19 protein-coding genes are annotated in these 24,176 nt (G+C 44.6%); 12 read left to right on the top strand and 7 right to left on the bottom strand.

Annotated elements, in window-relative coordinates:
- Positions 1-534 precede the first annotated feature (534 nt).
- The 5 genes from R7Q46_RS03605 (at position 535) to R7Q46_RS03585 (ending at position 10,832) form a co-directional block, all read left to right on the top strand.
- Positions 535-2,988, top strand: a complete 2,454-nt coding sequence (locus tag R7Q46_RS03605) for a glycogen/starch/alpha-glucan phosphorylase (protein WP_005374836.1) — start codon at positions 535-537, stop codon at positions 2,986-2,988.
- Positions 2,989-3,105: 117 nt separating this feature from the next.
- Complete coding sequence (gene malQ, locus R7Q46_RS03600) at positions 3,106-5,286, top strand: 4-alpha-glucanotransferase (RefSeq protein ID WP_005374838.1); 2,181 nt, start codon at positions 3,106-3,108, stop codon at positions 5,284-5,286.
- 283 nt (positions 5,287-5,569) lie between these two features.
- Entirely contained in the window at positions 5,570-7,762 is a 2,193-nt protein-coding gene (gene glgB, locus R7Q46_RS03595; protein WP_250154604.1) for a 1,4-alpha-glucan branching protein GlgB, read from the top strand.
- A gap of 151 nt (positions 7,763-7,913) precedes the next feature.
- Positions 7,914-8,591: a monofunctional biosynthetic peptidoglycan transglycosylase gene (gene mtgA, locus R7Q46_RS03590; RefSeq protein ID WP_005484665.1), complete on the top strand. Its 678-nt coding sequence runs from the start codon at positions 7,914-7,916 to the stop codon at positions 8,589-8,591.
- Between the two features lie 180 nt (positions 8,592-8,771).
- On the top strand, positions 8,772-10,832 hold the full coding sequence (locus R7Q46_RS03585; RefSeq protein ID WP_213871291.1) for an alpha-amylase: 2,061 nt from the start codon (positions 8,772-8,774) through the stop codon (positions 10,830-10,832).
- 67 nt (positions 10,833-10,899) lie between these two features.
- Here the strand turns inward: R7Q46_RS03585 and R7Q46_RS03580 are convergent, their stop codons facing one another.
- Together R7Q46_RS03580 and R7Q46_RS03575 are read right to left on the bottom strand one after the other, a co-directional pair.
- On the bottom strand, positions 10,900-11,616 hold the full coding sequence (locus R7Q46_RS03580) for a DsbA family protein (protein WP_005384623.1): 717 nt from the start codon (positions 11,614-11,616) through the stop codon (positions 10,900-10,902).
- 96 nt (positions 11,617-11,712) lie between these two features.
- Positions 11,713-12,000, bottom strand: coding sequence for a hypothetical protein (locus tag R7Q46_RS03575; protein WP_049872671.1), 288 nt, complete (start codon positions 11,998-12,000; stop codon positions 11,713-11,715).
- Positions 12,001-12,448: 448 nt separating this feature from the next.
- Between R7Q46_RS03575 and R7Q46_RS03570 the strand changes: the two genes are divergently transcribed.
- From R7Q46_RS03570 to R7Q46_RS03550, 5 genes are all read left to right on the top strand, one after another.
- Positions 12,449-13,186 (top strand): nucleoside recognition domain-containing protein, encoded by a 738-nt coding sequence (locus R7Q46_RS03570; protein ID WP_005374846.1) that lies wholly within the window; start codon positions 12,449-12,451, stop codon positions 13,184-13,186.
- Entirely contained in the window at positions 13,186-13,653 is a 468-nt protein-coding gene (locus tag R7Q46_RS03565; protein WP_017634454.1) for a YjiG family protein, read from the top strand. Before R7Q46_RS03570 ends, R7Q46_RS03565 begins: the two co-directional genes overlap by 1 nt.
- Before the next feature lie 9 nt (positions 13,654-13,662).
- Positions 13,663-14,787, top strand: coding sequence for a M20 family metallopeptidase (locus tag R7Q46_RS03560; protein ID WP_213871290.1), 1,125 nt, complete (start codon positions 13,663-13,665; stop codon positions 14,785-14,787).
- Between the two features lie 208 nt (positions 14,788-14,995).
- Positions 14,996-15,370 carry a YkvA family protein gene (locus tag R7Q46_RS03555; RefSeq protein ID WP_151515276.1) on the top strand — a complete coding sequence of 125 codons (375 nt, stop codon included), beginning with the start codon at positions 14,996-14,998 and terminating at the stop codon, positions 15,368-15,370.
- Positions 15,371-15,540: 170 nt separating this feature from the next.
- Positions 15,541-15,804: a DUF6795 domain-containing protein gene (locus R7Q46_RS03550; protein ID WP_082240197.1), complete on the top strand. Its 264-nt coding sequence runs from the start codon at positions 15,541-15,543 to the stop codon at positions 15,802-15,804.
- 313 nt (positions 15,805-16,117) lie between these two features.
- Here R7Q46_RS03550 and R7Q46_RS03545 read toward each other — a convergent pair whose 3' ends face one another.
- The 4 genes from R7Q46_RS03545 to R7Q46_RS03530 form a co-directional block, all read right to left on the bottom strand.
- On the bottom strand, positions 16,118-16,582 hold the full coding sequence (locus tag R7Q46_RS03545; protein WP_242014585.1) for a DUF6795 domain-containing protein: 465 nt from the start codon (positions 16,580-16,582) through the stop codon (positions 16,118-16,120).
- A gap of 414 nt (positions 16,583-16,996) precedes the next feature.
- Complete coding sequence (locus tag R7Q46_RS03540) at positions 16,997-18,301, bottom strand: dicarboxylate/amino acid:cation symporter (protein WP_005374865.1); 1,305 nt, start codon at positions 18,299-18,301, stop codon at positions 16,997-16,999.
- A gap of 389 nt (positions 18,302-18,690) precedes the next feature.
- Entirely contained in the window at positions 18,691-19,956 is a 1,266-nt protein-coding gene (locus R7Q46_RS03535) for a DUF1835 domain-containing protein (protein WP_047102405.1), read from the bottom strand.
- Positions 19,957-20,236: 280 nt separating this feature from the next.
- On the bottom strand, positions 20,237-21,127 hold the full coding sequence (locus R7Q46_RS03530) for a LysR family transcriptional regulator (RefSeq protein ID WP_213871289.1): 891 nt from the start codon (positions 21,125-21,127) through the stop codon (positions 20,237-20,239).
- A gap of 109 nt (positions 21,128-21,236) precedes the next feature.
- Here R7Q46_RS03530 and R7Q46_RS03525 point away from each other — a divergent pair, with 109 nt between their 5' ends.
- Both R7Q46_RS03525 and R7Q46_RS03520 read left to right on the top strand, forming a co-directional pair.
- Positions 21,237-21,545 (top strand): monooxygenase, encoded by a 309-nt coding sequence (locus tag R7Q46_RS03525; protein WP_005374871.1) that lies wholly within the window; start codon positions 21,237-21,239, stop codon positions 21,543-21,545.
- A 7-nt stretch (positions 21,546-21,552) separates the two neighbouring features.
- Complete coding sequence (locus R7Q46_RS03520; RefSeq protein ID WP_213871368.1) at positions 21,553-21,924, top strand: hypothetical protein; 372 nt, start codon at positions 21,553-21,555, stop codon at positions 21,922-21,924.
- A 65-nt stretch (positions 21,925-21,989) separates the two neighbouring features.
- Here R7Q46_RS03520 and R7Q46_RS03515 read toward each other — a convergent pair whose 3' ends face one another.
- On the bottom strand, positions 21,990-24,149 hold the full coding sequence (locus tag R7Q46_RS03515) for a polysaccharide biosynthesis tyrosine autokinase (RefSeq protein WP_151515281.1): 2,160 nt from the start codon (positions 24,147-24,149) through the stop codon (positions 21,990-21,992).
- Positions 24,150-24,176 lie beyond the last annotated feature (27 nt).

Raw genomic sequence — 24,176 nt, 5'->3', positions numbered from 1 at the left:
AAAACTAGAAATAACTCACATCGCCTAATTCTAGTTTGTATAAAAAGCGTACAATCCTGTGAGCTGAGAGGGATGTTACGACATCAGAAATGTTCGTTACTTTGATCCACTTCCTAATTCTCAAGGGTTGATGGATTTACCATCAACTACGCCCTTTATTTGTGATTGTCGTCACTTAAATGTCGTTTGTTTCGTTAGCGTTAAGATCGCGTTGCACATAGATTACGAAAAGTTCTTCTACGCTGACCGAGTTAATGTGACCGATATTACAATTTTCACATCATCAGATGAGTGGACTATAAAAAGCGTCATGAACGGGTTTTAACCTTTCTCACATTCCATTGTGATCAAAATCACTAAGAACTGGTGCAAAGTTCACTTTGTTGAGATTTGGATCACTAACCTAGCAATGGTACCCCCTCTACGCCCTCAGCCCTCCTCCTTCAAAGGATGAGAATTAGGAGGATGTTTATTCACAGAGGTAAATGCACGATGTATGGCAGATGAATTACCAAAAGACGTGAGAATTTCGTAATGAAACCTACTCAACAAAAACAATTTGACAAGAAGTCGTTCCAAGAAAGCGTAAAGAAACACTTATCTGTAACTTACGCTCATACGATTGAAAACGCAGACAGCCGCGCATGGTACCTAGCAATGGGGCATGCTCTGGCTGAATTTACTACTCTAGATTTGCTTGCGACAGAAGAAGATCCACGCATTAAAAGTGCGAAGAGCGTTAACTACCTTTCGCTAGAATTCCTTATCGGTCGTTTGACGGGTAACAACCTAATCAGCATGGGTCTGTATGAACAAGTAACAGAAGCAATGGCTGAACTGGGTTACAACCTAACTGATCTGCTAGAAGAAGAGCGCGACCCATCATTGGGTAACGGTGGCCTTGGTCGTCTGGCTGCGTGTTTCATGGATTCATGTGCGGCACAAGAATTCCCAACTGTCGGCTATGGTTTACATTACGAATACGGTCTATTTAAACAGTCATTCAAAGATGGTCGCCAGCAAGAAGCACCTGACGCTTGGCGCGGTGTAGAAGGCTACCCTTGGGAAATTGCGCGTCCAGAACTTGCGCAAGAGATCGGTTTCTACGGTCACGTTGAAGTGATTAACGAGAACGGTAAAGAAGTTCGCAAATGGGTACCAGGCATGACAGTAAGAGCAATGCCTTGGGATCTTCCAATTGTGGGTTACGAATCAGACACGGTTTACCCGCTACGTCTTTGGGAATGTCAGGCGATTGCACCATTCTCACTAGCAAGCTTTAACAATGGTGATTACTTCGAAGCTCAGCACGCACTGATCGACGCAGGTAACATCACTAAAGTGCTTTACCCGAACGACAACCACGAGAAAGGTAAAACACTGCGTCTAATGCAGCAGTACTTCCACTCAGCAGCGTCTGTACGTGACATCCTACGTCGCCACGAAGCTGCGGGCTACTCGCTAGCGGATCTACCTAAGCAAGAGACTATCCAGCTTAACGATACACACCCAACGATTGCGATTCCTGAACTAATGCGCATCCTGATGGATGAAAAAGGTTTAGCTTGGGAAGCAGCTTGGGAAATCAGCTCTAAGACATTTGCGTACACCAACCACACGCTACTTCCAGAAGCACTAGAGACATGGCCAGAGTCGCTAATCCAGCACCTGCTACCACGTCATATGGAGATCATTTACGAGATCAACCACCGCTTCCTACAAGACGTACGTGCAATGTGGCCGGGTGATGTCGCGAAGCAACAGAAGCTTTCTATCATCGAAGAAGGTTTCCACCGCATGGTTCGCATGGCAAACCTATGTGTAATCGGCTCTTACGCAGTAAACGGTGTAGCAGCACTTCACTCTGAATTGGTTAAGAAAGACCTATTCCCAGAGTTCCACGAAATGTACCCGACACGTCTACACAACGTAACGAACGGTATTACGCCACGTCGCTGGTTGAAGTTCTGTAACCCAGGTCTGTCTCAGCTTATCACTGAGAAAGTCGGCCCAGAATGGCCAGCGAAACTAGAGCAACTTGAAGGTATTGCAAAGTACGCTACTGACGCGACATTCCAAAAAGAATTCATGGCAGTGAAGAAAGAGAACAAAGAACGCCTAGCAACTTGGGTGAAAGAGAACATGGGTATCGAGCTCGATACTAATGCAATCTTCGATGTTCAAATCAAGCGTCTGCACGAGTACAAACGTCAGCATCTAGACTTGCTACACGTACTGTCTCTGTACCACCGTATTCTTAATGAACCAGGTTTTGAGTGTACGCCACGCGTTGTGTTCTTCGCAGCAAAAGCAGCACCGGGTTACCACCTAGCGAAAGAAATCATCTTCGCAATCAACAAGATTGCAGACAAGGTGAACAACGATCCTCGCATCGGTAACAAGCTGAAAGTGGTATTCATCCCTGACTACCGCGTGAGCATGGCTGAAATCATTATCCCTGCGGCTGACGTTTCTCAACAAATCTCGCTAGCGGGTAAAGAAGCATCAGGTACAGGTAACATGAAGATGGCGCTAAACGGTGCGCTAACTATCGGTACAATGGATGGTGCAAACGTTGAGATTCGTGAGGAAGTAGGCGATGAGAACATCTATATCTTCGGTCTAGATGTTGAAGGTGTGAAAGCGCTGAAAGCTCAAGGTTACAACCCATTTGATTACTACAATGCGGATCACTTACTCAAAGCGTCAATGGACTTGCTATTGGGTGAAGAGTTCACACCAGGTCAACCAGGCTTACTGCGTGCAACGTATGACAGCCTACTAGACGGCGGTGACCCGTACTTATGTCTTGCGGACTTTGCATCTTACGTGAAAGCGCACGAAGACATGAGCGAACAATATAAAGATCAAGCTGGCTGGGCGAAGAAGGCCATTCTTAATACCGCCCTTGTTGGCAAGTTCACGTCAGACCGCTCAATCCGCGACTACGTGAACAATATCTGGAAACTTGAAGCGGTGAAACGCTAATAGAACCTAGTTAAGACCAAGGTAGCCAAGCGCTACCTTTGGTCATTTTCCAAAAGAAGTTATTGATAACAATAAAACCCTACATGGAAGGTGTTGGTATTACCTTCGGAGAAAGCGATGAAAGAACAAACAGCATTAAAGAAAGTCGCGGAAATGGCGAGATTGGCTGATAGCTATGTCAGTGCTTGGGGAGATGAGGCTAAAGTGTCTGAGGAGACGCTACGCCGCTTGCTCGCTTCGCTTGGCTACGATACTAGCAGTGATGAAAAACTACTGGCTTCTGCTGAAAAGAAACATAAAAAAGACGTACTAGCCCCTGTTCTTGTTTTACGCGACGGCGAACCAGTCGAAGTGGAACTAAACCTAGGTACGAGTGCTCGTGAGAGTGAATTCAGCTGGCGTTTAGAAACAGAACAAGGAGAGGTACTTGAAGGCTATCTTCAGTCCCAAATTGTTCGTGATGAGCGTGCTGAGGGTGGCCCTCTAGTGTTTGCATTGCCAAAGAACTTGGCTTGGGGTTATCACAAACTGATCATCAGTCGTAAGCGTCGTAAAACACCTTACGAGATGTCATTGATCATTACGCCGAAAGCGTGTTTCAAACAAGACGATCTAAACCAACACAAAAAGCTATGGGGTCCTAGTATCCAGCTTTACACACTGCGTACTCAGCATAACTGGGGCATCGGTGATTTTGGCGACCTAAAACAACTGGTGAGTGATATTGCCTCTCGTGGCGGTGACTTCATTGGCTTGAACCCTATTCACTCGCTGTTCCCTGCGAATCCAGAAGGGGCAAGTCCATACAGCCCGTCTTCTCGTCGCTGGCTGAACATCATGTACATCGACGTAAGCTCTGTACCTGAGTTCGCGCTAAGTGCAGAAGCACAACAGCGAGTGGGTAGCGCAGAGTTCCAACAACGTCTACAAAAAGCGCGAGACTCTCATTGGGTGAATTACACCGAAGTTTCACAACTAAAAATGAGCGTTCTTCCGCTGCTATTCAGTGAGTTTAAAGCTCGCCATTTAGACAAGAACACCGATCGCGCTCGTGCCTTCTTGGACTTTGTTGAAAAAGGCGGCGACAGCTTGCTACACCAAGCTGCATTCGATGCACTTCATGCTGATTTACATGCAGAAGATGCAAACATGTGGGGTTGGCCTGTGTTCCCTGAGAAGTACCGCACATTCGACGCAGCTGGTACTCAGAAGTACATTAAGGACAACCAAGATCGTGTTCACTTGTACATGTACCTGCAATGGATCGCAGACGATCAAATCAAAGAAGCGCAAGCGCTAGCCGAAGAAAAAGGCATGGCTGTGGGTTTGTACCGCGACCTTGCGGTTGGTGTTGCAGATTCAGGCAGCGAAACATGGGCTGACGAAGGCGCGCTAGTATTGGATGCAAGCATCGGTGCGCCACCAGATGTACTTGGTCCACTAGGCCAAAACTGGGGTCTGCCTCCGCTTAACCCTCAAGTTTTAGAAGCGACTGGCTACGACGCTTACATCAAATTGTTACGTGCTAATATGAAGCATTGTGGTGCATTGCGTATCGACCACGTACTTGGCCTGCTTCGCCTTTGGTGGATTCCAAAAGGCGAGAAAGCGACAGAAGGCGCATACCTGTACTACCCAGTTGAAGACATGCTAGCAATCCTAGCCTTGGAATCTCACCGTCATCAGTGTTCTGTAATCGGTGAAGACTTGGGTACTGTACCTGATGAAATCGTTGATATCCTTCGTGATGCGGGTGTGCATTCGTACAAAGTCTTCTTCTTCGAAACATCAAAAGACGACGGCGGTTTTATTTCTCCGAAGCACTACGCTGAGCAGTCTATGGCTGCGCTGTGTACGCACGATATGCCAACACTACGCGGTTTCTGGCACTGTGATGACTTGAAGATGGGGCGTGAGATTGGTCTGTACCCTGATGAACAGCAGTTGGAAGGCCTATTCGCTGACCGCTTGAAGTGCAAACAAGGTATTCTAGACAGCGTTCGCTGGCATGGCTATCTGCCAGAAGGCATTGGTCATGATGCTCAGTACGTGCCAATGGATTCATACCTAAGCGAAGCGCTGCAACTGCACGTAGCCGCGGGTGACTCTGCACTGCTTAGCGTTCAGCTTGAAGACTGGCTAGAAATGGATCAACCGGTCAACATTCCTGGTACGGTGGATGAGTATCCAAACTGGCGTCGTAAATTGTCGATGAACCTAGATGAAATCTTCAGCCGTGAAGATGTGAATCGTATTTCTAAACGCCTTACTGAAGTTCGTGCACAGGCGAGTAAGTAAGATGCCTAGAGTGGCGTAGATGGACGAGCTGATTACGAATTTTGTTAGCTCAGAGGTACGAAAGTTCCGTCTAGGTCACTCATTCCTAAAACACAATCCGTTAGGATGAAGTACCGTTATTATGCCCGCGACAATAGCGGGCATTTTTGTATTTTGACGCCGTTTACGCAACGAACGTGAGAAGCGGAGTCTTTTTGTGAGTTCACAACGTTGGCTGTGGAGAAACCGATGTTTGATTCAGATCTCTGGTCTTGAAAAGGATGTTGGCTCTAGGGAGAAAGATTTGAAAACCACCAAAACCAAGAAAATAAAGAAACAACACGAACGCGCATACGAACTGCTTGCTGAGGCGGCTTACTCAGATCCATTTGCGGCGCTGGGTCCTTTCATTGACGACGAAGCTTCGCTGAGAGTTTGGATGCCGGGCGCAAACAAGGTTGAACTGCTTGTTAATGGTGAACCTCGCGTGGCGCTTGAGCGTGATGGCGACAGCGGTTTCATCTTAAAAGAGCAACGCGATTTACATCTGACCCACTACCGTTTAGCGGTCGATTGGAATGGTGTTGAACAAATTATTGATGACCCGTACCAGTACCACAATATCTACCAAGAGTACGAGCATCTGCATACGCCAAAAGACATGTATCACTACATGGGCGCACACTTTGTCACGCTAGAACGTGGTGGTGAAAACATTTCCGGTGTTCGTTTCCTTGTTTATGCACCACACGCATCGGCTGTTAGCCTTGTGGGTTGCTTCAACCAATGGGATGGTCGTCGTCACCCAATGCAACGCCTAGACTACGGTATCTGGGGCCTATTTATTCCTGGCTTAGAAGAAGGCGTTCAGTACAAATTTGAGCTCAAAGGGCCAAATGGGGAAGGGCTTCCTCATAAACAAGACCCTTGGGGTTTCTACTCTGAGCAATACCCATCGTTCGCGTCCATTACTTACGATCACAAGCGTTACCAATGGCAAGATGCGAAATGGCAAAACCGTGCAGTGACGCAAAAGCGTGATGAAGCGTTATCGTTTTACGAGCTGCATGCTGGGTCATGGAAGCGCAACGAGAAAGGTGATTTCCTCAATTACCGCGAACTTGCGGAGCAGTTGGTGCCATACCTTGTGGATATGGGCTACACCCACGTTGAACTGATGCCTGTGTCTGAGCATCCATTCTATGGTTCATGGGGCTATCAACCTGTTGGCTTGTTTGCACCAACTAGCCGCTTTGGCTCCCCTGATGATTTCAAATTCTTCGTGGATGCGTGTCACCAAGCTGGTATCGGTGTGGTGCTGGATTGGGTTCCGGCGCATTTCCCATCGGATGACCACGGTTTAGCAAACTTTGACGGCACACCGCTGTTCCACGACCCGGACCCACGTCGCGGTTGGCACCAAGACTGGAACTCCTACATTTACGATTTAGGCCGTGAACATGTGCGTCGCTTCCTTGTCTCGAATGCGCTGTACTGGTTTGAACAATTCCATATTGATGGTATTCGCGTGGACGCCGTCGCGTCGATGCTCTATCTCGATTATTCACGTAGCCACGATCAGTGGGTCCCGAACGTTGATGGTGGCAACGAAAACTACGACGCAATCGCAACCTTAAAATGGATGAACGAAGAAGTGTACAAGCACTTCCCGAATGCGATGACGATTGCGGAAGAGTCAACGGCGTTTCCGAGTGTGTCTGCGCCAACCTTTATGGGTGGTTTAGGCTTTGGCTTCAAGTGGAATATGGGGTGGATGCACGACAGTCTTTCATACATCAAAGAAGATCCTGTTCACCGCAAATACCACCACAATACCATCACATTCCCGCTAGTTTATGCGCACAGCGAGAACTACGTCTTGTCTCTCTCTCACGATGAGGTGGTGTACGGCAAAGGCTCTATTCACAACAAGATGCCGGGCGATGAATGGCAGCAAACCGCAAACCTACGAGCATACTACGGTTATATGTATGGTCAACCGGGCAAAAAGCTGAACTTTATGGGCGCGGAAATTGGCCAAACGGCGGAGTGGAACCACGATGATCAGTTGCAATGGTTCTTACTGGAATATGAGCGTCATCAAGGTGTCCAAAAGCTGATGCGAGATTTGAACCACTTGTACCGAAATGAAGCGGCGATGCACGATCAAGATTGTGTTCCTGCTGGTTTTGAGTGGCGTCTACAAGACGAAGCGGATGCAAGCATCCTAGCGCACGAGCGTATCAGTAAAGAGGGTGAGCGTATTCTCATCATCACCAACTTTACGCCCGTACCACACGAGCGTTTCCGTTTAGGTGTTCCAAATGCAGGTCAATACGAACTGCTGCTGAACACGGACGACAGCAAATACGGCGGCAGCGATTTTAAAGTGCTGACCATTGTGAAAACGGAAAAAGTTGAAAGTGAATCACTGCCTCAATCACTTGAGCTTCGTTTGCCTCCACTTTCAACCGTGTTCTACAAGCTGCACAAATAATTTAGTCTAATCAAATTCTAAGCCCGTTTTACATTGTAAATCGGGCTTTTTTTGACCTATTTTTTACCTCTAAAACTTGTTGTTCTTGATTGAATCAGGCAAGCTCACGGGTTTGTTTATCATCAATCGCTAATGCATTGGGGAACTACACATGTTGAAAAGGCTTAAGTCATTTCTATTTAAAATGGTGTTGATATTACTGATTGCCCCAATCGTTTTGGTTGGTGTGGTGAAATATGTCGATCCACCAATATGGGGATGGAAGTTAAGCCGCATTGTTGCCCCACCAAAGAACTATCCAGACAGCAGCCAACACGAATGGGTATCCTTGTCGCGTATTTCAAAAAATATGCAGTTAGCGGTGATTGCGACCGAAGATCAAAAATTCCCTCATCATTATGGTGTCGATTTCGAGTCGCTATTCGACGTGATTTCCGAGGCTGGTGATAATGGTCCGTCGAGAGGCGCGAGCACCATTACCCAACAAGCCGCGAAAAATGTGTTTTTGTTTCCGTCTCACTCCTACGTTCGCAAGGCTTATGAGCTTTACTTTGCTTTGCTGATGGAGCTGATGTGGAGCAAAGAGCGCATTCTCGAAGTGTATCTAAATGTGGTTGAATTTGGTCCCGGTATTTACGGCGCTGAAGCGGCGGCGCAGAATTATTTTGGTGTCAGTGCAAAGCAACTCTCGAAGTGGCAAGCAGCGCGTTTAGCCGTGGTGTTGCCAAATCCATATCGAATCAAAGTCTATCCACAAAGTGATTACACTGCTCGCCGCACAAGATGGGCGATGAATCAAATGAGCAATCTTGGCAGCGTGCAACTTTAACTCCCTCAATCTATTGCGCTTAAATAGAACTACGCCCCTATATCAATAAAATGTGAAGCGTCACAAGCTTTAGGGCGTAGCCTTTCAGAATGATGTGCTCAGTTTTTCATCCATTTACTATTAGTGTGAATAAAAATACAACACGAATACTGCGCCTATGCGCAACCAATGGACTGAACGATGAAACTGAATCTGATTACGACTACCTTATTGCTTGCATCGGCAAGTGCCATCGCCGAGCCAAACATCACCATTTCGACCACGACCAACAGCCGTGACTTTCCTTTAAATGCAGAGCAGCCTTTGGTTGTGCCCTTAACCAAAGATGGATACACGCTCAAAATTACGGGTGTTGAAGGCGACTGTGTCGCGCCTGATGGCCAGAAGGTCAAATTCAATAAACCTATCGCGCTGAACTGCGGAAAGCCAACGGAACTGCCGTTAAAAATCCGCTTTACTGGCGATTACTCTTTTGCTTTTGATGCGGAAGCGAAAACACTGCGCTTCAAGCGTGAACCTAAGAAAGCCGCGAAGACAGAATTCAAACGCCCAATCCCACAAGTGCAATGTGAGGTTTATCAAGGCGGCGAAGTCACCATTGCGCTGGGTGACAGTTTCCCCGATGGCACCAAGTTGCGTGATGCTTACTCTGGGCAAATGGTCGAAGTAAAAGATCAGCAAGTATCGCTGACGCCAAGCAAAGATTCAGGCGGGTTGGTGCTACTAGAGCCAGTGAAGAAAACCAAAGAAGCAGTACCGTTTGATTACCGTAATGCCAACATTTACTTCGTGATGGTCGACCGTTTCAAGAATGCTGATACGAGCAATGACAACAGCTATGGACGCAAGAAAGACGGCAAAGAAGAGATCGGCACCTTCCACGGCGGTGATCTAAAAGGCGTGATCGAAAAGCTAGATTACATCAAGAGCCTAGGTACAGATGCGATTTGGTTGTCGCCAATCGTTGAACAAGTGCACGGCTTTGTTGGCGGCGGCGATAGCGGCTCATTCCCATTCTACGCTTACCACGGTTACTGGACGCGTGACTTTACCAAGATTGATGAGAACTTCGGTAACGAAGCTGATCTGAAAAAGCTGGTGGAAGAGGCACACAAACGTGGCCTTAAAGTCTTGATGGACGCAGTAATCAACCACACCGGTTACTCAACGTTAGCCGATTTGCAATTTGACGGTATTGAGGTGTTAAAACCAAACGCTGATTTACCGAATAAGTGGGGTGACTGGCAACCAAAAGCGGGTGAAAATTGGCATAGCTATCACCAGAATATTGATTACCAGAGTCCAAACTGGTCGAAATGGTGGGGCGGTGACTGGGTAAGAACAGGTCTACCGGGATACCCAGCTCCGGGCAGCAGTGATATCACTATGTCATTGGCGGGTTTACCTGACTTTATCACCGAATCAGACAAAGCCGTGAAGCCCGCGCAGTGGCTATTGGATAACCCTGGTACTCGCGTAGAGGCGCGCGACAATTACACCGTCTCGGACTACCTAATTGAGTGGCAAACTGATTGGGTGAAACGCTTTGGCATTGATGGTTACCGTGTCGATACGGTGAAGCACGTTGAAGGCGATGTGTGGAAACGCTTGAAAGAAGAGGCTTCAAGCAGTCTTGAGCAGTGGCGCAAAGAGAATGGTAAGTCAGGTCAGCCATTCTGGATGATGGGTGAAGTATGGGGACATACCGCATATCGCAGTCCTTACTTTGAAGATGGCTTTGATGCGTTGATTAACTTCGACATGCAGAAGAAGTTAGACAAAGGCGCGGCGTGTTTCAGCCAAATGGCAGACACCTACCAAAGTTACGCAGATACTATCGCCAATGAAAAAGACTTCAACCCAGTGAGCTACATGTCTTCTCACGATACCGAGCTGTTCTTCTCTCGCTTCAAAGATTACGGCATGCAGCGTAACGCCGCGAATGCACTGCTTCTGAGCCCTGGTGCTGTTCAGGTTTACTATGGTGATGAAGTTGGTCGTAACATTGGTCCTTACGCGGACGATTTCCACCAAGGCACTCGTTCTGACATGGTGTGGAAGCTATCTGATGAGAAGCGAGCGCTGCTAAAACACTGGCAAACTCTTGGTCAGTTCCGTAAAGCGCACCCAGCGATTGGTGCGGGTCAGCATCAAGTAATTGAACAAGAAGGCGCGTACGTGTTCTCTCGCTCGCTTGGCAATGACAAAGTCGTTGTGGCGTTTGTAGGACGTGATAAGTAACTAAACGCTCTTTATGTCGATAAATAAAAAGCCCTTCCTTGAGTTATCAGGGAAGGGCTTTGTTGTTTTAGTTCGCCAGTTCTTGGTCGATGACTTTTTCTAGCTCGTCAAACGGCACATAGCCAGGAATAACTTGATCATTAATGATCAACGCAGGCGTGCCGCGTAAACCAAGTTGCGTGAAATACTGATAGTTTTTATCAAGCAACGCCTTGGTCTCTTTGTCGTCGACAAGCTGCGCTTCTGTCCCCGTTTTTTTCGCGATTTGATTTAAGGAACGTGCGTCATGTGCGCCCGGTTTTTTCACCAATAACTCATGCACTTGTTCGTACTTATCTCGCTGGTTTTGCCAAACATTTAATGCGTAACTTGCCGAGTTGTAGCCGTTTTTCTCGTATTGTTCTTTAAAAGAGACATTGAGGTTAAGCACTTTTACCTGCGGATATTCCTTACCAACTTTGACCAGCTCTCCTTCTAAACGTTTACAAAAAGGGCAGCTGTAGTCTGTTACGTTAATAATGGTTAACTCAGGGTTTTCAGCACCAAAAGAGGAATGTTTGCCATCACTTAGATATTGACGAACCTCCTTCAAGGTGTCGCCAAATGACTGTTGATACGCAATGTACTCTTGAAGGTTTTGGTGCAATGAATCAAGAATTTGAGGGTTATCTTTTAGTATCTGATTAACTTCCTCTAGCTTTTGTTCTGCGGTCTTTTCTGATGCGAAAGATACGGCAGATACGATAGCCATCGTTAACGCCAAAAGTGTACGAGTGAATGTCATAATATTTCCTAAAACTTTTAAATTTCGTTGTTTGTTATGTGAAGTGAATAAAATATGTACAAAAGTCAGGCAGAAAGGTCTCTCGCCTTGCTGGCTTTATTCTCTAAACACGCAAAGTTTTAGGTGAACCCGATACTTTTCCGGTATCGGTTCTGTGTATTCCAGATAGCGAATTGCTGTGGTTGTCATCGGCAGCGCCACAATCAAAGCAAACAGAAAAAATGGAATAAGAATATGATCAAACTGATGTTGGTAAGCTTGAACTAGCTTTTCTGAAAGGTCGCAAGATGGTGATAAATTCACGCTTTCATCTTGCTGACTCTGTATTTGGTGAGCCTTCGGGCAGCTTTTCGAGAAACCAGAATTTTGGCTTAAGCATATCATCACCACCCAAAACACGAGGGCGAGTGTCCACTTGGCTATTTTAGGTTGTGAGCGTAACAATGGGCTGCCTAGTCCTGTTGATTCTGGTTTAATCCGTTTGCATATGACCGGACAATCCTAACCTAAATTTCATTATGGAATGTTACTTTCGAGTTAATCGATATTGCCTCAATGCCAAAGTATGAAGTACGTCATGAATGTTGTAGAAAGCAATATTCGTTGGAATCATTGGTCGGATTGATGAAGAAGTCCTGAGGTATCGATATAGATTAATATACCTAATTGTTAGCACAAATTTTTATTATCTTTCAAATGTGATTGAAATCATAAAATAAAACTTCATAACTGAGTCGCCAGAATGTTCGGCAGACGGGTTGATTTTGATCATCTCTCTAGCACATTATTCAGGTGAACATATGTGTTAAGTTCCACATGTGTAGGTAATGTTATGAAAATTCCTGTTCAAACTGAGCGTAAAGTTACACTGGGGTGCTACGTTGCTCTGGCGTTTGCGGTTGTGTTCTTTTCTGGCCTGATGCAATCTAGCGAATGGTACGGTGTATTCGATTTTACAACGCTCAATGGCTCTTTCGGCAAGGTGGCGTATGGTGTCACCGAAACGGCTGACGGTGTGCAAGTTGCAACAACGTCGCTTCGCGGTACTGGTGGTAGTGGTGCTCGCGACGGTTTCATTTTCGCACTTACTTTGATTCCAACTGTTATGTTCGCCTTAGGTATGATCAACGTACTTGAGCACTACGGTGCACTTGAAGCAGCTCGTAAGCTTCTTACTCCTCTTCTACGTCCTCTAATGGGCATCCCTGGTAACTCTGGTCTGGCTTTAATTGCTTCTCTACAAAGTACCGATGCAGGTGCGGCAATGACGCGTCAGCTAAAAGATGAAGGTCACCTAACTAAGCGTGAAACGGACGTATTTACCATGTTCCAGTTCACAGCAGGTGCAACCATCGTGAACTTCTTCTCATCGGGTGCTGTGCTGTTCACACTGACGATGGCTGACGGCTCTCTAGCAGTAACGTCTTCTATTGGTTTAGCAGTTGTGGTGATGTTCGCATTTAAGATCATCGGCGCGAACCTGTTCCGTATCTACCTGAACATGACGGAAGGTAAAGAAGACAAGCAAGACCAAAACAAATCAGAGAACTTAAAAGAGGAGACGGCATAATGGGTGACGTTAAAGCGAAAAAACCAATGGTGACGGATATCTTCGTCGAAGGTGCTAAGAAAGGTTGGGTGATTGCGACTACCTCTACGGTGCCTAACGTATTGATGGCGTTCGTAATCATCAAAGCGCTGCAAATCACTGGCGCGTTGGATTTGATGGGCTCGGTATTTTCTCCAGTAATGGCGGTTTTTGGTTTGCCAGGTGAAGCGGCTGCGGTGCTGATTGGTGCTTGGATGTCGATGGGCGGCGCAGTTGGCGTGGTTATCACATTGTTTGACCAAGGCATCTTGAACGGTACGCACATCGCGATTCTTGCACCTGCAATTTACCTAATGGGCTCACAGGTTCAGTACATGGGTCGAATTATGGGACCTATCGGTACTGAAGGTCGTTACATCCCAATTATGATTGCGATTTCCGTATTGAACGCATTTGGCGCAATGCTAGTCATGAACTTGTTTGTTTAGGGAGCAATCATGCAGTTTTCTCTCAATGAATATCTCGAAGAACTTCGTCCTCTCATCAATGTCGATTGTGGCACGTACACCACTGATGGCATTGAGTTTATCGCTTCTCAATTTGAAGAGAAGTACCAAGCGATGTCAGGTTGGAGCGTAAAACGCATCGACTGTGGCAGAGCGGGTGTTGGTCTTGAAGTTCGAAATAAGCCGGAAGCTGAGCAAATCGACGTGATGCTGATTGGTCATATGGATACAGTGTTCCCCGTGGGTACTGCTGAGCTTCGTCCGATGTCTCAAGATGCAGAGAAAGCCTACGGTCCGGGCGTCTCGGACATGAAATCTGGCTTGCTGAACATCGTATACGCGATGCGCAATCTAGACCAAGCGGTGTTGGATAAGCTGTCTATCGCTATCTGCATGAACCCAGATGAAGAAACGGGTTCTATGGACTCTGTGGATTGGATTCAATCAGTAGCGAAAAACGCTAAGAATGTACTGGTTGCAGAAGCAGCACGTGCAGATGGCGGTTTAGTGAAAGCGCGCAAAGGCATGGCTCGCTACAAAATGACCTTTAATGGCGTTGCTGCTCACGCAGGTAACGAGCCAGAGAATGGCCGCAGCGCAATCACTGAGATGGCGAATTGGATTCTAGCAGTCAATGCAATGACCAACTTTGAATCTGGTACCACGTTGAACGTCGGTATTATTTCTGGCGGCAACGGTGCGAACATCGTCCCGGAGCACGCGGAAGCGATCGTGGATGTGCGTTTCTGGAGCAACGAAGAATACGATGATGTCGACAGCAAGCTAAACGGCATGCTGGAAACACCATTCGTTGATGGTGTGAGTATCGAGTTGGTTCGTGAAGCTTACAAACCTTCTATGGTGCCAAGTGCGCAAACGGAAAGCCTGATGGCATTAGTTGAAGAAGCCGCAAGTGAACTGGCTATCGACATCAACTGGAAAGAAGTGGGTGGCGGCTCTGATGCAAACAACACGGCGATTCTAGGCGTTCCAACTTTGGATGGTCTAGGACCTATCGGTGCGGGCTTCCACAGCGATCAAGAGTACTTGTTGCTTGAGTCTATCGAACCACGTATCAAAATGCTGATGCGTGTATTGGAGAAGATTGCTCAATAGGGCATTCTGCTTTTAAAGCTTGGTTCCCAAAGCTTTTGGCTTCAACCTTTTGGTTTGCAAGACTTTTTTCCAATGCAATAATCCCCGGACTTCGGTTTGGGGATTTTTCTATCTGTGTTTCACTTTACTATCATTTCTTGTTATTAATCTTGCGTTCAGGTTCGATTAATTAATATGTTGGACATAGTCATAAATTTCGGAGGCAACGATGACCACAACAATGTCTGTAAAATCGGCGCCGAAAGACGCCAAAGACCAAACGATGCAAGCGCCAGATGAGAAAACCTTCTGGCGTAAAATGAAAAATTCCGTCAAGAAAGCAGGTGAAGAGATTGCGGTTATGGGCATTAAATCATGGCTCGCGATGGCAGATTCCAACACTTCTGTTCGCCACAAGGCTATCCTAGGTGGCGCGCTGGCTTACTTCGTCCTACCAACAGATATGGTGCCAGACGTACTCGCTGGCGTCGGCTTTACCGATGATATGGCAGCACTTACCTTAGCCGCGAACTCAGTCGGTAATGCCATCACTAAAGAACACGAAGCACAAGCCAGAGAAAAACTGAATTCGATGGTGGAGTAGGTATGGCCCATCAAACATGTTCTATGTTTGGTTTAGCGCAAACAAGAAATTGTTATTTTTAACATTTACACAAAGCACACGAGCTCGTCACAATACGTTTTTCCGTAGTAGATTTGCTCGATTTGAAAGGGTACTTTCAGATTCAAGTTTTTATCTAAGAGAAACCTTTCATGTACATGTATACGCCAGATATTATTGGTATGCTAACTTTGAACGGAAAACCGTTGTCATCTCAATTAGTGGTCCTCCGAGTCGATGTGCGTGGAACCATTCATGAGTTTCAAACTATTACTGATGCTAACGGATCGTTTGCCTTCCCTGCATTGGAAGAGCATGAGTCTCAAGACTTATTGAACTTAGATCAGAAATACGTGCTCGTTTTCTTGAAGACTCATCTAGCAAATGGAGAAGAGGTGACGATATGGGAGTCTTGAATTGATGGTTATGAGACTTATGAGTTTGCTAGAGAAAATATGGGAAATTTGAATTGTGAAGTAACCAATGAAGTTTACTACTTCGCTTTTTCTTATTTTGGAAATGGTGAAGATGATACTTATGTGTACAGTCAGTGCAAACTAACTGGTTATGTAGAATCAGGAGTATACGAAAGTTAAGTAGTGAATTACTTTAGAGAAATATTCTGCGAATTAGCACTTTGATTGATATGTTTAAACTTGATTGAGGCGTGCAGGTATAGCTTTTGCTTTTAAAGAACTTTGAGTTTAATAATCATCACAATCATAAACTCTATGAAAAGTGTCTTTTATATAAAAATCCATTTAAATTGCAGTTGCTAATAACCATTAGATCTCCAGCATTATCTAGATTGATATTCTTGAAAAAGTATCGAAACTCGGTATCTTCAAGCTCACAGTAAAGATTACTTAAGTTGTCCTCTATAAATATAGGTGGTGAAACGTAGTTTAACTGAGACTCCCAAATATATTTCTTTTCTTCATTTATATAGGTATATATTCCGATATATGAATATGTTTGATTCAAAGCTGATTCTTTGAACCTTTGAGAATGTATGACTGGTTTAAAGTGAAATTCACCTAACTCATTAGTACTTGAACTCCTTTTGTAATTATTTTTTAAAAAATTAGCTTCTAAGTAAACCGTTACATTTTCTAGAGGTCTTTGATCAAGAACTAAAGTACCTTTTACCTCTGGGCTTAATGTATATTTAAATTTCTTAAAAAAATCGAACATACTTTCGTTGAAACCTAATGCAAGTATTGGAAATGAGAAAATGAATAAAAAAAGACTATTTTTAAACATAAAATTATGATGTATGTATCTTAGTACCAACTTAATTATCAGACTACTATCTATCGCGATTTGGTTTTGAACTTTAATTTGATAATGGAATTTGTATCTCTATATGATGAAAATGTTTCTTATATCATTTTCAAAGTGATAAACATAGGCGAGTTATCTTAACCCTCTAGATGAGCTAATATAGAATCTAACTACTTTCTAACTACTTACCGATTAGTAATTGAAACAACCTCGGGGGACGAGAATTTTATCTAAACCTTTTTGACTTCGGGTTAATTGGAAATAAAAAACCACCTTAGAGTAAGGTGGTTTTTGCTTAGACAGGATAATTTAACTTGGAAGGGTTTAAGCTTCCGCGCGCTTCAGGTGCACTTCTTCTTCGGCTACGCCTGCCATTGGGTCGTTGAAGCGAGCTTCATCCAATGCACCTTCTGATTTCGCAACGATGACGGTTACTGCACTGTCTCCAGTGATGTTTACCGCGGTACGAATCATATCAAGAAGACGGTCAACACCCATGATAAGTGCAATGCCCTCTAGAGGCAGACCTACTTGGTTCAATACCATTGCCAACATTACTAGACCCACACCAGGGACACCTGCGGTACCGATAGACGCCAGAGTTGCCGTCATGATAACCATTAGGTAATCGCCCATAGTTAAATCAATATTGAAAGCTTGAGCAATAAACGCAGTTGCTACGCCTTGCATGATCGCCGTACCGTCCATGTTCACGGTTGCACCAAGTGGTACTGTGAACGATGATACACGGTTCTCAACACCCATGCGGTGCTTTGCTGTTTCCATTGTCACTGGAATCGTCGCGTTCGATGATGCTGTAGAAAAAGCAAACATGATCGCGTCTTCCATCTTACGTAGGAACGTAATTGGGTTTAGACCTGTGAAACCTTTTAACATTAAGCTGTAAGTAACTAGACCGTGTAGGACAAGCGTACCAGCCAGTACTAAGAAGTACTCTGCCAGATTGACGATCGCGCCCAGACCAAGACCAGTAAATAGCTTCGCCATTAAGAAGAACACCCCATAAGGCGCCAAGTTCATCAAAATCGCGACCAGTTTCATGATCACTTCATTCAGATCAGAGAAGAATGCTGCGATACGCTCGCCTGGCTTACCTGCTGCACTGATCGCGATACCGAATAGGACGGCGAACACGATAACTTGCAGGGTTTTACCTTCTGCCATTGCGCTGATTGGGTTAGTCGGGAACATATCAATGATCACCTGACCCAAAGATGGCGCTTCTGCTGATTTGAATGAACTTGCTGCCGTTAGGTCTGCACCAGCACCCGGCTGGAATAGCGTACCCATGGTTAGAGCAAGTGTGATTGCGATAGCGGTTGTTGCTACGTAGAAAGCAAGGGTTTTACCACCCATGCGACCCAGTGTAGAGAGGTCTTTTAGAGAGCTGGTACCACAAACTAGCGAAACAAATACTAGCGGTACAACAAGCATTTTTAAGCTGGCAACGAAGATCTGTCCACCAACTTCGAATAATCCATTAACAATGTATGCGTCGACAAATCCGTTGTCGGCAAAAAGTGTGCGAATTGCAAATCCTGTCAAGATACCCGCTACCATACCTAAAATTACGCGGCTGGTGAGCGACATCGGTTTCTTGGTATTCATGAGAACACTCCTTATAGTTATGCACCTTGAGTTCACTTCAAAGCGGCGAGCAGATTAGCAGCGGAGTGAGAAAATACGAAAGAATAATCCTCTAAATGGTTAATAGATGTGAACTTTATCACTAATAAAAATGGAATTTTAACCAAATATTAACGAATTGGCTGGATAAAAAGTTTGTATTTTAACACTTTTATCGAATATACAACCGATAACAAAGAGGATTTACAATAAATTCTAATAAGAGATAGAGTGCATACTCTCTTTGAGTGGATGCATTTCTGCATAACTATTTAAGTTGTATTCAGACTAGCGGTCGCTTCTTTAGGGATAATTTAGTATTGAGTGTTCATCAGAGCCAACGAACCCTTTATGCTTTCATATTTGTCAACTCAATGATGGTTGGCAAGTGTAGTTAGTTGGAGGTGATCCCAGCTCCAATAACTTTGACTGGTATTTTTAATCCCTCCAACCCAATAGCATTGTTTCGCTCGTATTAAGCCTTCCAAACACTGCTTGCCAGCCTCAGTGATACGGACGCTTTGTTCCCACCAGTGCCTTTCACGTGACTCAATCGTGATCAAAGGTGTTTGACACTGTGCTAGAGGGAGGAGTAACGCGTAAAACATCACGTCTCCTAGGTAAGGAAGAGGTTCTAGTTGTTGATATTGCTCAAACCAATCTTTGATGGGAATTGAACGATTTTGCGAGCTCAAGACCTTTAGTGCGAGGTGTTGTGTCAAGCTCAATCCAGTTTGTGAATTAGGTAACTCTTGCAAATGGCGTTTAAGCACGTTGAGTATATTGGGCAAGCAATCCAGGTTATGCTGCTGAATCAAATTAACTATGGAAATAGGTGTCGGTGATGTAATAGCGTGCCAGCACCGTTTAGCCTGACTGAATAATTTTGCTGTCACAGGTTTACGGTATCGCCAACAAGAACGAATAGCTTCTTCAGGCAACTGCCCAAAGCCGATGAATCGTTCAGTGCCCGGGAACTGGTTCAACTCAATGATCTCTATCACTTTATTCTCTACATTCTCTAACTGTGTTAGAGCACGAATTAGCATCAATTGATCATAACTGTCATGTTCGACCCAAAAGACGATTCGTTCAAATACATCACTTTGCAACAGATCGAGGTTTGATTGTTCCAATGTGACTATATCTTGAACCGAGTCTTCACGCTTCATCACAGGCAGCAGAGTCTCTACGACATATTGGGCACGAATGGCAAGGAAGTTCTGCGGTGTTGCTGGTATGGGGCCAATACAAAGCGGATCGATCAGGGCTAAAAATGTCCCTTCAAATCCACTGGTTTTAAGCTGTTGTTGTATATCGTGACCGCAACGAACGTGTAGCGTTTTTACTTTCGCATCTAGGGGCGGTTTTTGTTGTTTGATGGCTAGTTTGTGCGCTTCTAGCTCTTCGACATGAGCTTTTAGTTTACTCCAACTGGATAAGCCAAGTTCTCTTGCGAGTGCATGTTGAACGTCAGCCAATTGAATTGTATTGGGAGCCAAAGATTCTGGTTTGGAGTGAAATCGCTTAACTAACTCCAACATGGCGTCATCGTATAGGCGGATAGCTTTGAGCCTTTTTTTAGCAATGGATTTTTGCTGATTGATATTGATCGAGAAGCTATTTGTAGAGTTCATATTTCACCTTTCTTATTTCTTCCACATTCGCCTATATAGAAGCTAAAAAGAAGGTAAAAACAGATTGTGCCTGCTAAACCAAGCAGGTGAGGATATTGCCGTGAACCGAGTTCTTTCCGCGAGTGTTGGGTGCTTTAGGCATGAGCAGAGTGATAGTAGGTGGTCGCTATCCTTCGTGCAACCTTTTGTGAGAGTGTAGCGTCACAAAATGGCCGTTTCTCTATGTTTAGGGAGAATCAATAGGCGATAACACTAGCGATTCAACTCAATACCACTGTTGCTAGACTCGAGTTTCTACACTTTTGAGTAAAATACGATAAAGCGCTTGAGTCGCAGGACCACTTTTGGCTCCTTTGGGCAAAGTGAGGTGCAGCGCAACTTGATATTGATGGGAGTGTTCGAGCTCCAATACGTTAATTTTATCGCTCTTTCGGGCTGAGACTAAGTGCGCTGGTAGCCGACAAAACCCAACGCCTTGCTCTACGGCGTGAAAAGCGTGGTCGAAGTTATCGACGGTAATACGCTGACGTGCGCGTAACCAACCCACATCTCTTTTCGTTTTGTCTGAATCACCTAAGTCACGGATGACAATTTGGCTGGTGGTTGCAAAATCGTCGATGGAAACATGCGGCGTTTTAGCGAGTGGATGGTGTGCTGCGATTACAGGCAGCATGGTTGTTACGCCAAATGCTTCGGCAGGGTAGTTGGTTATCGGTAAGTTGATGATTGCGATGTCAGCGAGCTCATTTACGACCATTTCGGTTGTTTTGCTCAGTGACGTTTCAACCACTTGAACGGAGGTCGTGTTGTTGTCCTCCAAAAATTGACTGAGTGGTGCATAAAGCCAACAAGGGTCACAAAGATGATCTACTGCGACCGTGATTTGAGATTCCACCCCACTTTTTAACTGCTCGCTGATGACTTCTAGTTCCCGCGCTTGTTCAAGCATGGATTGTGCACGACGCAGTATGGTTTTGCCGTGCTCTGTCAAACCCGCTTTGCGCCCTCGTACTTCGATAAGTTGAATACCAAGTTGGTCTTCTAACTTCCTCACCGAGTAGATCAATGTGGTATGGCTCTTGTTGAGCAGTAAAGCTGCGGATTGAATGCTGCCTTCTTGATTAATCGCTTGTAGCGTTTGCCATTGTTCTAAGGTCGTTTTTAGTCTCATGAGTCAATTTTTTAGACAGTTAGTGGCGAAATTATGAACTTTTATGTCAGTTTTATAAAGGTAATAATCTTGTCATCGAAAACGAGTCAATAAGAAGAGGAGACTCAAGATGGCGAAATTATTGCAAGTTGATTTTGAATTTCATGGTCCGTTTGGTGACGAGATGTCGAATGCTCTGGTCGACTTAGCTAAGTCGATTAACCAAGAGCCGGGCATGATTTGGAAAATCTGGACGGAAAGCGAAAAAGACAAACTCGGTGGTGGTATCTATCTTTTTGAAGATGAAGCCACGGCGCAAGCTTATCTCGAAATGCATGCCGCACGCTTACGAAAAATGGGCGTAGTCGAAGTACGAGGTCAAATTTTCGATATCAATGTGCCGTTAACGACGCTCAATCAAGGGCCTATTAGAGGATAAGGAGATGATGACCAACCGCACTTTTCTAACCGTTCATGGTGTCGTATATACGGTATTCGCTTTTGCGTTGTTTTTTGTACCAACCATAATGTGGCCGATGTATGGAGTACAAATTAACGACCAGTACGCGCTGTTTTTATCGCAACATACATCGATCTTTTTAGGTGGAATCGCTGCGGTGAGTTTGATGCTACGAGATGTGGAATCTGGTAAGACTGCGAAACAGCTGTTTAAAGCATTATTTATTACTAATGGGTTAGGGGCAGTGATTACTACCTATGCCGGCATTATCGGAGTATTTGTCGGTTTTGGTTGGAGTGACCCAATATTCTTTGTCTTGCTTAGTCTGATTACGTACAAGCAATTAAGAGTGCAATAGAAAAAGCCCTGCTGTTTCTAGCAGGGCTTTGTCATATTTGGTTTAATTAGCGATCTAAATTCAATTTATGATTCGCTTTTGTACGCGTAGTTATAGTAGCCGTATCCATAGCCGTATGAGTTAGATGCCTTTTTCTCAACTGCATTGAGAATCACCCCTTTAACTTCAACGCCTGATTGCTCGAAGCGACCACGTGCTACCTCAATTTCTTTCAATGTCGTTTGGTCGAAGCGAGCTACCATCAATGTGGTGCCAGCAAGTGCACCAACGATGCTTGGATCCGTTACTGCAAGTACAGGCGGTGTATCGATGATGATTAGATCGTATTCTTTTGATACTTGTTCTACAAATTCAACAAATCGTGGATGCATCAAAAGCTCTGATGGATTTGGTGGTACTTGACCACGAGTAACCACATCTAAGTTTTCAACTTGACTTGGCTTGATTGCGGTTGCTCGATCAATTTTTCCACTTAGTAAGTCAGATAACCCTTGCTCTGCTGTGAGGCCAAAACATTGCTGTAAATAACCTTTTCGCATGTCAGCATCCACCAAAAGGACTTTTTGACCCGTTTTAGCCGCAACTGCAGCAAAGTTAGTTGATACAAACGTCTTACCTATGGAAGGCGCTGGGCCTGAAATCATTAAGACATTGTTTTTGGCTTCCAACATTGCGAAGTGTAAGCTGGTTCGAAGTCCACGTAGTGCTTCAATTGATAGATCTGCTGGATTGGCATTTGCTAAAAGAAGTAAGTCTTTGTTGTTTTTACGTTTTAGCTTGTTCGCAACTTCCAATTGTTGTGCTGATTTTGGAACACTTGCATATACAGATATTCCAGTTTGCTCAATTTCATCAGGAGAAGTCACTCCACGATGAAACGCGGTTTTTACCAGAACAAATGCGACAGCTACCATGCCTCCTAGAAGAGTAGCCAAAACCACAATCAAAGGTTTTTTCGGTTTAATAGGAACGGCGTAAGATTGTGCATTGTCAATAATACGCACATTACCCACGGTGCCAGCTTTTATGATATTTAGCTCTTGAACTTTATTCAAAAGTTGGATGTAGATTTGCTGGTTTACTTCGACATCACGAGTCATACGCAAGACTTCGCGCTGTGTTTTTGGCAGTTTTTGAACTTGTTTGTTAAGACGCTCTTTCTCTTGCAGTAATGTCTGACGTTTGTCTAACAGCGATTTATAAGCTGGGTGGTCTTGGGTGAATTTTTGACTGATTTCACTTTCTTTAAATGTTAGCTCATTAAGTTGGGCTTCAAGTGCCACCATCACTTTTAGAGTCGATTGTGCTTCGAGATTTAAATCGATAGATTCGTTTTCTTGTCTAAAACTGTTCAATGTATCTTCTGAAATAGTTAGCTTGTCCTTAATCTCGGGTAAATGACCTTTAAGGAAGTTGAGGCTCTGCTCAGCTTCAGCTGAGTTTCTTCTAACATTCTGCAAAAAATAGTTTTGAACAACGTCATTTAAAACAAGCTGATTGTGGTCTGGGTATTCACCTTCAATACTTAGAGATACAATACCTGTTTGGCTACCTCTCTCTGAAATAGAAAGTTGTGAGGCTAACTTGTTGATAGCATCTAACTTGCTTATTTTACTTATTGTAAAAGTATCTTCATTTTGAGCATTGAGCTGGTTCACTTTTACACGATAGCCATTCATCTCAATTAGTTGACCAACTGAACCAGAAAGTACCATTTGGTCTTCAAGCATCAAGCTGAATTGACCTTTCTCGATGTCTGTAGCAATCAGTTGATGAGATAATCCTTTAGCCGTTCGAGGTACTTCAAACGTGGTCAAAGAAATGTAGTTTTGAGTACCGTTGATTCGTGCTAGACCTTTACCAACAAAAGGTAAGTAATCAGGAGTGGCAATGGTTGTTAAGTTAAACTTATCAACGGTATCGCCAAGAATCATTCTCGATTTAATTATTTCAATTTCTGTAGTTGCAGATGATTCGGCAGAAAAGAGTTCTCCCATGTCACCGACCATCGCCGAAATACCACCTGAACTTTTCTTTTCGATTTGTATTAACGAGTCGGCTTTGTAAATCGGAGTTGATAGCAACGCAACCGCGATACCTAATGTTGCAAAAAAGAGTGTAATACTGATGATAAACCATTTCGCGTCTATCAATATGCCGAAGAGCTTGCCTAGGTCGATCTCATCATCAGCAAGAGCAGATGGTTGTATTGTTTGGTTAGCCATTATTTTTTATTTCGCCAAGTGATCTGA

The organism is Vibrio sp. 811 (genome assembly GCF_033339195.1).
This window is presented reverse-complemented; position numbering and strand designations above follow the sequence as displayed.

Bases quoted from the DNA above. Each gene is read 5' to 3' on its own strand.
- mtgA (WP_005484665.1), top strand. From the start codon at position 7,914: ATGTTGAAAAGGCTTAAGTCATTTCTATTTAAAATGGTGTTGATATTA.
- R7Q46_RS03525 (WP_005374871.1), top strand. From the start codon at position 21,237: ATGGCGAAATTATTGCAAGTTGATTTTGAATTTCATGGTCCGTTTGGT.
- R7Q46_RS03555 (WP_151515276.1), top strand. From the start codon at position 14,996: ATGACCACAACAATGTCTGTAAAATCGGCGCCGAAAGACGCCAAAGAC.
- R7Q46_RS03540 (WP_005374865.1), bottom strand. From the start codon at position 18,301: ATGAATACCAAGAAACCGATGTCGCTCACCAGCCGCGTAATTTTAGGT.
- R7Q46_RS03585 (WP_213871291.1), top strand. From the start codon at position 8,772: ATGAAACTGAATCTGATTACGACTACCTTATTGCTTGCATCGGCAAGT.
- R7Q46_RS03570 (WP_005374846.1), top strand. From the start codon at position 12,449: ATGAAAATTCCTGTTCAAACTGAGCGTAAAGTTACACTGGGGTGCTAC.
- R7Q46_RS03560 (WP_213871290.1), top strand. From the start codon at position 13,663: ATGCAGTTTTCTCTCAATGAATATCTCGAAGAACTTCGTCCTCTCATC.
- R7Q46_RS03605 (WP_005374836.1), top strand. From the start codon at position 535: ATGAAACCTACTCAACAAAAACAATTTGACAAGAAGTCGTTCCAAGAA.
- R7Q46_RS03550 (WP_082240197.1), top strand. From the start codon at position 15,541: ATGTACATGTATACGCCAGATATTATTGGTATGCTAACTTTGAACGGA.
- R7Q46_RS03515 (WP_151515281.1), bottom strand. From the start codon at position 24,149: ATGGCTAACCAAACAATACAACCATCTGCTCTTGCTGATGATGAGATC.
- R7Q46_RS03530 (WP_213871289.1), bottom strand. From the start codon at position 21,127: ATGAGACTAAAAACGACCTTAGAACAATGGCAAACGCTACAAGCGATT.
- R7Q46_RS03535 (WP_047102405.1), bottom strand. From the start codon at position 19,956: ATGAACTCTACAAATAGCTTCTCGATCAATATCAATCAGCAAAAATCC.
- R7Q46_RS03520 (WP_213871368.1), top strand. From the start codon at position 21,553: ATGACCAACCGCACTTTTCTAACCGTTCATGGTGTCGTATATACGGTA.
- R7Q46_RS03565 (WP_017634454.1), top strand. From the start codon at position 13,186: ATGGGTGACGTTAAAGCGAAAAAACCAATGGTGACGGATATCTTCGTC.
- R7Q46_RS03575 (WP_049872671.1), bottom strand. From the start codon at position 12,000: ATGATATGCTTAAGCCAAAATTCTGGTTTCTCGAAAAGCTGCCCGAAG.
- malQ (WP_005374838.1), top strand. From the start codon at position 3,106: ATGAAAGAACAAACAGCATTAAAGAAAGTCGCGGAAATGGCGAGATTG.
- R7Q46_RS03580 (WP_005384623.1), bottom strand. From the start codon at position 11,616: ATGACATTCACTCGTACACTTTTGGCGTTAACGATGGCTATCGTATCT.
- R7Q46_RS03545 (WP_242014585.1), bottom strand. From the start codon at position 16,582: ATGTTCGATTTTTTTAAGAAATTTAAATATACATTAAGCCCAGAGGTA.